The sequence below is a fragment of the Nonomuraea sp. NPDC049400 genome, assembly GCF_044466425.1.
GTDB lineage: Bacteria > Actinomycetota > Actinomycetes > Streptosporangiales > Streptosporangiaceae > Nonomuraea.
Window position 1 is genome coordinate 121,533 of sequence record NZ_JBITMP010000006.1, and the last position, 11,490, is coordinate 133,022.

An 11,490-nucleotide genomic window follows, 5' to 3' on the forward strand; every position below is an offset into this window, starting at 1 on the left:
TGATTAAGCAGCGGTCCTTGTCGGAGTTACTCAGCCAAGTTAATATTTACTCGTGTCAGTAACTGTCACGGGCTCCGCGAGGCGGGCGCAGATCGTGACCGCGACCATCGCGACGATCGCCGAGCTCGGCTACCAGCACGCGTCATTCGCCCGGATCGCCGAGCGCGCCGGGCTCAGCAGCACGCGCCTGATCTCGTACCACTTCGACGGCAAGGACGAGCTGATCGGCCAGGCCATCGTCACGATCTACGGGAAGCTGTCGGCGTTCATGAGCGAGCGGGTCAGCGCCCAGCGCACGCCCGGAGCGGCGCTGGAGACGTACATCCGCTCGCTGGTGGAGTACATCAGCGAGCACCGCGCGGAGATGCGCGCGGCCACGGAGATCTTCCTCAACTTCCACCCGCAGGGCGGCTCGCCGGCGCGGGAGGCGGCCACCGACCTGTCGGCGCTGTCCCACGTCGAACGGCTGCTGGCCTGGGGTCAGGAGACGGGAGAGTTCGGCGAGTTCAACGTGCGGGTGACGGCCATGGCGATCCAGCGGGCCCTCGACGGGCTGCCGTTCCTGCTGGAGGCCGACCCGGACGCCGACCTGGCCGAGTACGCCGACGAGCTGGCCGGGCTGTTCGCCCGGGCGGTCAAGGCATGAACACCCGGCTCAGGGGCCTGCTCACCCTGGCGGTGGACATCGGGCTCCCCATCGGCCTCTATTACGTGCTGCGCGCCTTAGGCACCGGCTACCACACCGCGCTGCTGATCAGCTCGCTCGTCCCGGGCATGAGCGTCGTCTCCGACCTCGTACGCCGCCGCAGGCCCGAGCGCCTGGGCCTGTACATGACGGTCATGATGCTGAGCAGCGCCCTGGTCTCCCTGCTCGTCCACGACACGCGGTTCCTGCTGGCCAAGGACGGCTGGTTCACGGCGGTGGCGGGTTTGTGGTTCCTGGCCAGTGCGCGCGGCGAGCGGCCGCTGGCGTTCGTGTTCACCCGCTTCCTGCTGGAGGGCCGGGTCGGGCCGAACCGCGAGTCGTGGGACGTGCTGTGGGAGCGGCTGCCCGCCTTCCGCCGGATCTGGCGGGTGGTCACCGGCCTCTACAACCGCTACTCCAGCCTCAGCCGCACCTGAACCTGGCCTCACCCCAGTCCGCGTGGTCGTTGCCGTTGCCGTCGCCGCCGTCCCCGGCCACGAGGTCCACGTACCGGGCTCCTGACACGTCGGCACTCAGCTCGTACGCCGCGTCGGCGGCTCGCAGCACCGGGCTGCGCGCCTTCTCCACGCCGTCGGCGACCACGCTGAACTGCACGGAACCCCGCGTGGCCTGCACGTCGTCAACACCGACGAACGCTGTGAACCCCGTACACGCTCCCCTCAAGTAGAAACGCACTTTGGCGGGCGCGTGGGTGCCGAGCCCCTTGGCGAACGTGCGCCCGCCGATGACGATCGGCCCGCCGTCGGCCTCGCCGGTGTCGCCGTTGGACCGGTCGCGCTCGACCGGGCCCCAGCCGTTGGCGGCGCTGACCCACTCCAGGTCGCTCGCGTAGGCGTCCCCGGTGGGCGGCGGGGGCAGCGTGCGCACGGTGGCGGAGGCGGTGAGCCGCTTCGCCGCCCCTCCTGCGGTGTAGGTCGCGGCGGCCGTGAGCTGGTAGGCGCCGTAGGCGGCGTCCGCGGGCGGGGTGACCTGCCAGGTGGTGGTCAGCTTCCCGCCGGGCTCCACCGTACCGGTCCCGTCGCCGCTGACCGCCCACCCGTCCGGTACGCCCAGCACCACGCGGACGTCCCTGACCGTCACGTCCTCGAGGTTCGTGAACGTGGTGACGACCTCGCCCGCCGCCCCCTGCTCGAAGACGGCGGCGGGCGCCACGTCCAGCGACCCGCACGCCGGCGCGTCCGGCGCCGGGCCGAGGCCGGTCACGGAGAAGTCGTCGAGGATGAAGTCGGCCCCCGCCTGCTCGGGCTTGAGCGAGCGCAGCCCCACCCACACGTCACCGCAGCCGCCCACCACGCGCTCGGTGAACGTGGCCGTGGCGCGCCGCTCGGGGATCGGCGTGCGCCGCGTCTCGACGCTGGAGCCGCCCTTGTCGTAGCCGGTCACCCACTGGTACGTGTCCGCCTGCGCGCTCTGGTAGCGGAACGACACCTCGTACGCCTGCCCCGGCTCGAACCGCGCCGTCCACGGCAGCGTGCGGTAGATCAGCCCCTGCCGCTCCTCGTGCGCCTTCAGCGACCAGTTCCCGTTCAGCACGTCGTCGACCGTCTTGCCGTTCCACCCGGCCTGCGTGTACGGCTCGTGCCGCTCCGCCAGGTGCGTGCGCGCGTCGAACGACCCGCCCGCGTCGCCCTTCACGAACGGCCCCCAGCCGGGCTCCGCCGACTCGAACGTCTCCACCTGCCCCTCCGGCTCCCGCTGGAACAGCCGCACGTCGTCCACCCGCACATCCCCCTCGGCGGCGGCGGCCGTGATCCGCAGCGTGGCCGACTCGCCCGGCGCGGTGAACGTCACCTTCGCCCGCTGGAAGAAGGTGTCGTGCTTCTCGTCGGAGGCGATGTAGTTCCTGGCCGTGGACCGGCTGACGGTCACCGACCGCCCGGCGACCTCCAGGGTGGTCTCGCGGGTCTTGCCCGGCTCGACCTCGACGAACGCGGAGGCGGTGTACGTACGTCCCGGCTGCAGCCCGCTCAGGCGCTGCTCGAGCCGCGCCCGCGCGCCGCCGCCGAGCAGCGCCACCCGGTGACCCAGCTCGTTCTTCCCCACGCTCACCGGACCGGTGACGGTCCACCCGCGGAGCCGGTCGCCGTTGAAGCCTGGGTCGCGCACGCCGCTGCCCTGCCCCCAGTCAGGCTCGGCCTGCTCGGGCGCCCTGCCGGGGTAGAGCACGTACGGCACGCCCGCCTCCGCCCGTAACGTGATCTTCCCGTCGACCGGGGTGACCGTGCCCGCCTTGACGCGGCCCTGGTCGGTGAGCCGGTAGACGGTCATCGGCCGGTCGGCGTCCCAGCTGGTGGCCCCTCCTGCGGGGTTGAAGTGGTAGTACTTGCCCTGCCACGGCAGCAGGTACGTGGACCCGTCGAGCACCTTGTGCCCGCCGGCGAACAGCTCGCGCTTCCCGTTCCGGTACGTGCCGCGCACGCCGCCGGTGAAGACGATCTCGTCCGCGTTCCAGTCGATGATCTTGTAGTGCTGCAGGAACTTGACCGGCAGGTTGTGCTCCCAGATGTTGCGGTAGAACGCGGTGAAGTCGTTCTTCGCCTGCCAGCCCTCGAACTCGACGATGCGGGCGTTGCCGAGAATCGGGTGGGCGTTCCAGACGTCCTTCTCGTCGTTGCGGATGAACCGGATGATCTGCGAGTTCAGCCCCTTGTTGGTGACCCCGCCGTAATCGAGGTCGTTGGCCCAGTGCGACCACAGCGACGAGCGTTCCAGCTTGTCCGACCACTCGGTGGTCACCTGCCATCCCTGCCTGCGCAGCTCGGCCAGCGTGCGGTCGGCGATCCAGCCGAACGGCCGGAACACGTCCACGTACAGGACGGCGAGGTTCCTGTCGGTCTCCGCGCGCAGCCGCCCGAACCGCCGCGCGAGCGTGCCCCTGGTCAGGTCGCCGCGCTGGTCGATCAGGTAGGCCTGGTCGAGCCAGTTCCAGCCCTTGGTGTCCTTGTTGACGAGTTGCTCGCTGAAGCTCCTGGCCTCGGGGTAGGACTCGGTGGCGTTGACGTGCACGCCGAACGTGGCGTTCCACCCCTTCCCGGCCTTGAGCAGCGTGTTCAGGTCCTTCAGGCCCCCGGCGCGCCGGTTGTAGTTGCCGCCGTAGTCGGGGTGGGCCGAGTCGTGGCCCTCCGACTGGTAGCCCTTGAGCAGCGCGAGCTGGCCGAGGCCGTCGGTGGCCAGCGAGATGCGTTTGACGTCGTCGAGCGTGCGCAGGAACGGGTGCGTGGCCTGGCTGGAGAAGTTGAACGGGATGTGGGTGACCACGCGGTCCCTGGTCTGCTCGGCGCCGGGCGGCTTGACGGCGATGTCCCTGAAGGCCACCGCGCCGTCCTGCCAGTCGAGCCTCCCGTCACCGTTCGCGTCCGGGGTGACCACGACCTTGGCCCAGGGCGGCTCCTCGGTGAACGGCGAGCCGTCCGCGCGGTGCGTCCACTGCCCGCTCCACACGCCCACCGCGACCGTGCCGCCGGCGTCCTTCCTGGCCTGGTGCCAGAGCCTGGCCGCGTCCTTGTCGGTGACGCCGGAGGGGCGGTCGTAGGTGGAGTTCGACTCGACCGCCGCGGCCAGCCGATCGGTGTTCACGATCGCGTACGTCGCCCCGACCGGACCGGCGTCGGGCGCGGTGTCCGCCGTGACCTGGGCGAAGACGTCGGCGGTGCGGGTCGAGTTCGGGTCCAGCCGGGTGAACGCGGTCGCCGCGCCCGGCTGCGCGCTCGACACCGACACCAGGTCGTGGCCCGGCAGGTCGATCGTGTTGACGCGGAACGCCTCGGTGTCGGCGACCGAGTCGATCCTGAACGTCGTCACCCGGCCCTTGACCCCGATGCTGGCTCCCAGGAAGACGCCTTCGAGATCGGGGAAGGCCAGCCGGTAGCGCGCGGTCGCACCGTCGTTCCCGGTCAGCGTCACGGCGGCGGTCCGCGCCTGGCCGTTGAGCACGACGGCGGGCACGCCCGCGCCGCCGCCGAGCCAGGCGCCGCCGGCGCGGTCGAGGTAGCGCAGGACGCGCGGGAAGCCGGGGTCCAGCTCCACGGTGAGCGCGGGCGACGAGATCGTGATCGGGTTCGCCACGTCCGCGGGCCTCGGCGGCACGTTCTGCGCCGTGGGGCTGGACGAGGGCGCTCCGGTCGCGGACGGCTCCGGGGACGACAACTCGTACGTGGGCGCGGGTGTGGGGTCGGCGGACGCCGGGGCGGCCCCAATCATCGCCATGGTCCCGGCGATGAGTGAGGACGTCAGGGTGAGGGCTGCCGCGAAGATGACGGGACTGGGACGCATAGGTGTCCTTTCGGGTCATGCGTCACACCGCTCGGGGAACCGATCATCACCCGTGCCGGACCGCACGCCAAGGACCTAAGCGCCAGAACCTTGCACTAATCGCGAAATTTCGTCATATGGCCGGTAAAGCTCTGCCCTACCGGCGTACGCCCTTGGCCATGTCGCCGGCCAGCTGGGCGATGGAGGCCCGGCCCGCCGCCTCGTCGGGCGCGTCGAGGATGCGCCGGATGAACGCCGACCCCACGATCACGCCGTCGGCATAGGCCGCCACCTCGGCCGCCTGCGCTCCCGTGCCGACCCCCAGGCCCACGCACACCGGCAGGTCCGTGTGCGCACGGGTGCGCTGGACCAGGCCCTCGGCGGCGGAGTTGACCGTCTCCCTGGCGCCCGTGACGCCCATCAGCGAGGCCGCGTACACGAAGCCCGTGCAGCAGTCGACGACGGCCTTGATGCGCTGCTCCGTCGAGCTGGGCGCCACCAGGAAGACCGTGTCGATGCCCGCGCCCGCCGAGGCCGCCCGCCACGGCTCCGACTCCTCCGGCGTCAGGTCGGGCGTGATCGTGCCCACGCCGCCGGCGTTGGCCAGGTCGCGGGCGAACCGCTCGGCGCCGTACCTGTCGATCGGGTTCCAGTAGGTCATGACGAGCGTGGCGGCGCCGGTGGCGGCGACGCCCTCGACCGTGCGCAGCACGTCGGCGATGCGCGTGCCGTTGATCAGCGACCTGTGCACCGCGTCCTGGATCGTCGGCCCGTCCATGAGCGGGTCGGAGTAGGGCAGGCCGATCTCGATGACGTCGCAGCCGGCCTCCACCAGGGCCGCGGCGGCGGCGACGTCGCCGCCCTTGGAGGGGAAGCCCGCGGGCAGGTAGCCGACGAGCGCGGCCCGGTTGTCCGCCTTCGCCTTGGCGAAAACCGTCTGAAGAGTCGTCATGTCTGTCCGTTTCGAAGGTCGAGTCTCACCATGATGCCCTGCCGTACTCCTACTCCTGAATGAGCGCGGTGGGCGGCCCGGCGCAGGCCGTCGCGGATTAGAGGTTGAAGTACTTCATGGCCGTGCCCATGTCCTTGTCGCCGCGCCCCGAGAGGTTGACCAGGATGGTCGCCTCGGGGCCGAGCTCGCGGCCGAGCTGCAGCGCGCCCGCCAGGGCGTGGGAGGACTCGATGGCCGGGATGATGCCCTCGGTCCTGGCCAGCAGGGAGAACGCGGCCATCGCCTCGTCGTCGGTGACGCCGTGGTAGGTGGCGCGACCCGAGTCCTTCAGCCAGGCGTGCTCGGGGCCGACGCCCGGGTAGTCGAGCCCGGCCGAGATCGAGTGGGACTCGATGGTCTGGCCCTCGTCGTCCTGCAGCACGTAGGTGCGCGAGCCGTGCAGCACGCCGACCGAGCCCGCGGTGAGGGTGAGCGCGTGCTCGCCGCTCTCCAGGCCGTGCCCGGCGGCCTCGTAGCCGTGCAGCTGGACGCCCTGGTCGCCGATGAAGGCGTGGAAGATGCCGATCGCGTTGCTGCCGCCGCCGACCGCCGCGCACACCGCGTCGGGCAGGCTGCCGGTCAGCTCCAGCATCTGGCGGCGGGCCTCGACGCCGATGATGCGGGCGAAGTCGCGCACGATCTCGGGGAACGGGTGGGGGCCCGCGACCGTGCCGAAGAGGTAGTGGGTGGTGTCGACGTTGGTCACCCAGTCGCGGAAGGCCTCGTTGATGGCGTCCTTCAGCGTCTGGGAGCCGTTGGTCACCGGGATCACCGTGGCGCCGAGCAGCTTCATCCTGGCGACGTTGAGCGCCTGGCGCTCGCAGTCGACCGCGCCCATGTAGATCACGCACTCCAGGCCGAGCAGGGCGGCCGCGGTGGCGGTGGCCACGCCGTGCTGGCCCGCGCCGGTCTCGGCGATCACGCGCTTCTTGCCCAGCCGCTTGGTCAGCAGCGCCTGGCCCAGCACGTTGTTGATCTTGTGGGCGCCGGTGTGGGTGAGGTCCTCGCGCTTGAGGATGATCCTCGCGCCGCCTGCCTGCTCGCTGAAGCGCGGCACGTCGGTCAGCGTGGTCGGCCGCCCCGCGTAGGTGCGCAGCAAGTGATCGAACTCGCGGATGAACTGCGCGTCGTTCTTGGCCTTCTCGTAGACCGCGGCCACCTCGTCGAGCGCCGGGATGAGCGCCTCGGGGACGAACCGGCCGCCGAAGATGCCGAACTTGCCGTGCACGTCGGGGTCGTCGCCCTGTGCGCCGTTGCCTGCCAGGTCGGCGGTGGTCAGGATGGAGCCTTCGTGTGCCACTGCTATCCCTCTGCTGAGTGGTCGGGGCGCGTCGACGGATGGGCGCCGGCGGTCACGAGCGCCTCCACTGCCTTGCGCGGGTCCTTGCCGGTGACCAGGCTCTCTCCCACCAGAACGGCGTCGGCGCCGGCCCTGGCGTAGGCGAGCAGGTCGTGCGGGCCGCGCACGCCCGACTCGGCGATCTTGATCACATTGTCCGGGATCTTCGGCGCCAGCTTCGTGAAGACCTCGCGGTCGACCTCGAGTGTCTTCAGATTGCGCGCATTGATCCCGATGACCCGGGCGCCGGCGGCGACCGCCCGCTCGAGCTCCTCCTCGGTGTGCACCTCGACCAGCGGGGTGAGCCCGATCGACTCGGCCCGCTCGATCAGCGACACCAGCGCCTCCTGCTCCAGGCAGACGACCATCAGCAGCGCCAGGTCGGCGCCGTGGGCCCTGGCCTCCCAGAGCTGGTAAGAGGTCAGAATGAAGTCTTTGCGCAGAATCGGGATGTCGACCCGGGCCCGGACGGCCGCCAGGTCGTCGAGGCTGCCACCGAACTTGCGCCGCTCGGTCAGCACACTGATGACGTGAGCGCCGCCCTCTTCGTAGTCGGCCGCGAGCGCGGCCGGGTCGGCGATCGCGGCGAGCGCGCCCTTGGACGGGCTCGACCGCTTCACCTCTGCGATCACTGAGATCCGGTCACCCCCGAGCGCGGCCATCGCGTCTCGCGGGGCCTGGGCCCGCTCGGCCCGCCGCTTGAGATCGTCAATGGACACGGCCTGCTGACGGGCGGCGAGGTCGGCGCGCACCCCGTCGAGGATGTCGTCGAGGACACTCGGCCCTTCCGTCCGCTCACTCACGCGCTTGGGGTCCCTCCGGTCGACAGTGGGGGCGGCGGAGAGTTCGCGTCGCGTCCGCTCTCTGCCTTGTCCTGCGATGGTATCGGCCCGAGTGGGGTCACCTCACCACAGGCCCCCTGACTAGGGAGCGAGGAACGCCCCGAAAGGCAGGTTTCGGACGACCCAGTAGACCATGATGAGGGCGATGAAGGCCCACAGCCACGCCGGATGGGCGAGCGTGGTGCGTCTCGGCCGGCCCTGCCAGGCGCGCACGACCCATCTCCCCCACCAGAACAGCAGGAGCGGGATCATGGCCACCGCGAGCGGGTTGAGCCCGAGGGCGGTGACGGGGTCGAGGTGGGCCAGCGCGTGGATGGTGCGCAGCGTGCCGCAGCCCGGGCAGTAGAGGCCGGTGAGCCAGAGGAACGGGCAGGTCGGGTAGTGGCCGGGCTGGTTGGGGTCCACCACGCCGACGAACGCGAACACGGCGCCCGTCGCGCCCGCAACACCGAGCGGCGCGAGCAGCGCCTTGAGGCGACCCGTGCCGCGCCGCTCGGTGGTTGCGATGCTCATGTTCCTAGTATCCGCCTTCCAGCTCAGTAGGAGGACGTGCTCGGGACGCTGGCAGCCAGGATGACGAACAGCAAGATGTAGCCGACGATGACCAGCACCCACCAGATGATGCCGGCGATCAGGCTCCGCTTCCACCAGGTCTTGGCCTCTTCGGACGCCTGCACGGCTCCCTGGTAGTCGCCCATCTGCCACTTCGAGTTGACCTGCGTCGACTTGACGATCGACACGATGCCCAGCGGAAGGCAGCAGAACAGGGTGGTGATGATGGCCCAGACCAGGTGGTTGTCCGGCGGGGTCCCCCCGGCGGGAGGCTGCCCGTAGCCGCCACCGTAACCGCCGCCGCTCGGCGGCTGCTGGCCGTAGCCGCCACCGCTCGGGGGCTGCTGCCCGTAACCACCGCCGTAACCACCGCCACTCGGCGGCTGCTGGCCGTAGCCACCACCGCTCGGGGGCTGCTGGCCATAACCGCCGCCGCCACTCGGGGGCTGCTGCCCATAACCGCCGCCGCCGCTCGGAGGCTGCTGTCCGTAGCCGCCGCCCGGCGGCTGGGCCCCGTAGCCGCCGTCGCCCTGGTTGCCGTAACTCATGCTAATGACCCCTCATGTCGTCATCTTTGTGGTGAGTCGCGCGGCAGCCTAGCGAGGATGCGTGCCCTACGTGGAAAAACGTCCATTTTGCGGACAATTCGTAATCGGACCGCAAGCGGCTCGTCACGGTCCGGCTACGTGGATCAGCAGCTGATCGAACGGTCAGTAGTCGTACGAGGACGACGTGGCGGCGGCGCTGAGGCCGATGAGGGAGAGCAGCATGCCGCCGAAGATGATCCAGCACAGCACCCAGAGCACGACGGTGATGTACGACGTCACCAGACCGCCGACGGCCATGCCCGAGCCTTCCTCGCCGGTCTTCTTGATCCGGTTGAGCGCGATGTGGCCGAGGATCACACCCGGGATGCTGGTGAGGCCGCAGAAGATCAGGCCGACGATGCCCAGGACGAGCGAGGCCACCGCCATGCCGTTGGTCGGCTTGCCGGGCTGGGGCGGCGCTCCGTACTGGCCGTAGCCCTGCTGGCCGTAGCCGCCGTAGCTCGGGGGCTGCTGGCCGTACCCGCCACCGCTGGGCGGCTGCTGGCCGTAGCCGAGCGGCTGCTCCTGCGGATAGCTCGGCGGCTGCTGGCCGTACCCGCCGCCGTAGCTGGGCGGCTGCTGGCCATAGCCACCGCCCCCGCTCGGCGGCTGCTGGCCGTATCCACCACCCCCGCTCGGCGGCTGCTGACCGTATCCGCCATCCCCGCCGGGCGGCTGCTGGCCGTATCCGCCGCCGGGCGGCTGTGCGCCGTAGCCGCCGCTACCGCCCTGATCCCCGTAGCTCATGCCCTTGGCTCCTCAAAAAGTTCGTGGCGAGTTGCAACGGCAGCTTATTGAGGAAACGTTTGCCAAGCAGACACAGGATCAAAACAGTAAAGAAAACGTCATAGCCGGTGCGGGCTCGCCGCAGGCCCGGCGGGGCTCAGCGCAGATCTGTGGGGTCGTCGCCGCGGTCAAGCGCGTCCCAGAGCGCCCGGTCGTCCTTGGCCTGGGCCCGGGGCTTGCCGTCGGTCCTGTCGTAGCGTGCCGACATCCCCGCCCACCTGCCACCGCGTACGACGGCGACGATCCCGCCGGCGATCACCAGGACCGCGCCGGCGGCGGCGACGGCGGGCCAGAGCGGCGTGACCTCCCAGGGGAGGTCGGCGGTGCCGCGCAGCACGTTGCGCTCGCGCAGCCAGCCGGTCACGGTGTCGCCGTTCAGCGCCGCCCACGTACCGGCCGCCGCGCCCGCCCCGCACAGGGCGATCAGCGCGCCGACGACGCGCCGCCCCGCGCCTCTGGTGGCCAGCACGGCCACGATCCCGGCCAGCCCGGCCAGGGCCACGGGCGTCAGCACGGGGCTGAGCTCCCCGCCGGTGGGCGCGCCCGCGCCTCCCGGCTCCAGGAGGCGCACCCAGGCGCGGCTCGCGGCGAACAGCACGAGCACGCACCCCAGGGCGGTCGCCCCCAGCCAGCCCCACAGCTCTCTGTGCCCCATCTGGCCCCGCTAACCCAGCGCGATCTCGAGCTGGTCGGCGTCGAAGCACGTGCGGTCTCCGGTGTGGCACGCGGCGCCGACCTGGTCGACCTTGACGAGGAGGGCGTCGCCGTCGCAGTCGAGCGCGACGGACTTGACGTGCTGGACGTGGCCGGAGGTGTCGCCCTTCACCCAGAACTCGGCGCGGCTGCGGGACCAGTAGGTGGCCCTGCCGGTGGTGAGCGTGCGATGCAGCGCCTCGTCGTTCATCCAGGCCAGCATGAGCACCTCGCCGGTGTCGTACTGCTGGACGATCGCGGCGACGAGGCCGTCGGGGTTGCGCTTCAACCGCGCGGCCACCTTGGGGTCGAGGGACATGCACCCATTCAACCAGCCCACCCGCACGCCCCCGCCACCACCGCACCCCCTCCCGTTGGGTGGGTCAGGCCAGGGCCTGGGAGAGGGTGTCGTAGATGGGGAACAGCGGCGCCAGGTTCGTACGGCGCAGCCGCCGGAGCACCTGGCCGTCCGGGGCCACCAGGGCCAGCGTGCCGTTGCGCTCGCGCAGCGTGGCCAGCAGGCGCACCAGCACCCCGAGGCCCGTCGTGTCGATGAAGGTCAGCCCCGTCAGGTCGACCACCAGCCGCGGCCTGGGCGCCGAGGCCGCCTCGTCGAGGCACTGCCGGACCTGCGACACGTTGTCCACGTCGACCTCGCCCGCCAGGCTGACCACCACGAGATCGCCGTGCTGGCGTCGCGTCATCCGCAGGATATCCACGCCCGTGCTCCTCATGCCTTCTCC

Annotated in this window: 12 protein-coding genes; 2 read left to right on the forward strand and 10 right to left on the reverse strand. The window is 71.0% G+C overall.

Annotated elements, in window-relative coordinates:
* Positions 1–52 precede the first annotated feature (52 nt).
* Both ACIBVN_RS10555 and ACIBVN_RS10560 read left to right on the forward strand, forming a co-directional pair.
* The gene (locus ACIBVN_RS10555; protein WP_397134825.1) at positions 53–646 is read left to right on the forward strand and encodes a TetR/AcrR family transcriptional regulator; all 594 of its coding nucleotides are present in this window, start codon (positions 53–55) and stop codon (positions 644–646) included.
* Complete coding sequence (locus tag ACIBVN_RS10560; RefSeq protein WP_397134827.1) at positions 643–1,122, forward strand: VC0807 family protein; 480 nt, start codon at positions 643–645, stop codon at positions 1,120–1,122. The genes ACIBVN_RS10555 and ACIBVN_RS10560 overlap by 4 nt, the downstream gene beginning before the upstream one ends.
* Here the strand turns inward: ACIBVN_RS10560 and ACIBVN_RS10565 are convergent.
* From ACIBVN_RS10565 to ACIBVN_RS10610, 10 genes are all read right to left on the reverse strand, one after another.
* Positions 1,109–4,978 carry an endo-alpha-N-acetylgalactosaminidase family protein gene (locus tag ACIBVN_RS10565; RefSeq protein ID WP_397134829.1) on the reverse strand — a complete coding sequence of 1,290 codons (3,870 nt, stop codon included), beginning with the start codon at positions 4,976–4,978 and terminating at the stop codon, positions 1,109–1,111. The two genes, ACIBVN_RS10560 and ACIBVN_RS10565, sit on opposite strands and share 14 nt — an antisense overlap.
* A gap of 136 nt (positions 4,979–5,114) precedes the next feature.
* The gene (gene trpA, locus ACIBVN_RS10570; protein ID WP_397134831.1) at positions 5,115–5,909 is read right to left on the reverse strand and encodes a tryptophan synthase subunit alpha; all 795 of its coding nucleotides are present in this window, start codon (positions 5,907–5,909) and stop codon (positions 5,115–5,117) included.
* A gap of 97 nt (positions 5,910–6,006) precedes the next feature.
* A complete protein-coding gene (gene trpB, locus ACIBVN_RS10575; protein WP_397135303.1) occupies positions 6,007–7,227 on the reverse strand; it encodes a tryptophan synthase subunit beta in 1,221 nt (406 codons plus the stop codon).
* 23 nt (positions 7,228–7,250) lie between these two features.
* Positions 7,251–8,090: an indole-3-glycerol phosphate synthase TrpC gene (gene trpC, locus ACIBVN_RS10580; RefSeq protein WP_397134833.1), complete on the reverse strand. Its 840-nt coding sequence runs from the start codon at positions 8,088–8,090 to the stop codon at positions 7,251–7,253.
* Positions 8,091–8,210: 120 nt separating this feature from the next.
* Positions 8,211–8,642, reverse strand: a complete 432-nt coding sequence (locus ACIBVN_RS10585) for a DUF2752 domain-containing protein (protein WP_397134835.1) — start codon at positions 8,640–8,642, stop codon at positions 8,211–8,213.
* A 23-nt stretch (positions 8,643–8,665) separates the two neighbouring features.
* Entirely contained in the window at positions 8,666–9,229 is a 564-nt protein-coding gene (locus tag ACIBVN_RS10590; RefSeq protein WP_397134837.1) for a CD225/dispanin family protein, read from the reverse strand.
* Between the two features lie 162 nt (positions 9,230–9,391).
* Complete coding sequence (locus ACIBVN_RS10595) at positions 9,392–10,015, reverse strand: DUF4190 domain-containing protein (RefSeq protein ID WP_397134839.1); 624 nt, start codon at positions 10,013–10,015, stop codon at positions 9,392–9,394.
* A gap of 136 nt (positions 10,016–10,151) precedes the next feature.
* Positions 10,152–10,709 carry a Trp biosynthesis-associated membrane protein gene (locus ACIBVN_RS10600; RefSeq protein WP_397134840.1) on the reverse strand — a complete coding sequence of 186 codons (558 nt, stop codon included), beginning with the start codon at positions 10,707–10,709 and terminating at the stop codon, positions 10,152–10,154.
* Positions 10,710–10,718: 9 nt separating this feature from the next.
* Positions 10,719–11,066 carry a phosphoribosyl-AMP cyclohydrolase gene (hisI, locus tag ACIBVN_RS10605; RefSeq protein WP_349447928.1) on the reverse strand — a complete coding sequence of 116 codons (348 nt, stop codon included), beginning with the start codon at positions 11,064–11,066 and terminating at the stop codon, positions 10,719–10,721.
* 64 nt (positions 11,067–11,130) lie between these two features.
* The gene (locus ACIBVN_RS10610) at positions 11,131–11,466 is read right to left on the reverse strand and encodes an STAS domain-containing protein (RefSeq protein ID WP_397134843.1); all 336 of its coding nucleotides are present in this window, start codon (positions 11,464–11,466) and stop codon (positions 11,131–11,133) included.
* Positions 11,467–11,490: the final 24 nt, after the last annotated feature.

Bases quoted from the DNA above. Each gene is read 5' to 3' on its own strand.
- ACIBVN_RS10560 (WP_397134827.1), top strand. From the start codon at position 643: ATGAACACCCGGCTCAGGGGCCTGCTCACCCTGGCGGTGGACATCGGG.
- ACIBVN_RS10565 (WP_397134829.1), bottom strand. From the start codon at position 4,978: ATGCGTCCCAGTCCCGTCATCTTCGCGGCAGCCCTCACCCTGACGTCC.
- trpA (WP_397134831.1), bottom strand. From the start codon at position 5,909: ATGACGACTCTTCAGACGGTTTTCGCCAAGGCGAAGGCGGACAACCGG.
- ACIBVN_RS10585 (WP_397134835.1), bottom strand. From the start codon at position 8,642: ATGAGCATCGCAACCACCGAGCGGCGCGGCACGGGTCGCCTCAAGGCG.
- ACIBVN_RS10590 (WP_397134837.1), bottom strand. From the start codon at position 9,229: ATGAGTTACGGCAACCAGGGCGACGGCGGCTACGGGGCCCAGCCGCCG.
- ACIBVN_RS10595 (WP_397134839.1), bottom strand. From the start codon at position 10,015: ATGAGCTACGGGGATCAGGGCGGTAGCGGCGGCTACGGCGCACAGCCG.
- ACIBVN_RS10600 (WP_397134840.1), bottom strand. From the start codon at position 10,709: ATGGGGCACAGAGAGCTGTGGGGCTGGCTGGGGGCGACCGCCCTGGGG.
- hisI (WP_349447928.1), bottom strand. From the start codon at position 11,066: ATGTCCCTCGACCCCAAGGTGGCCGCGCGGTTGAAGCGCAACCCCGAC.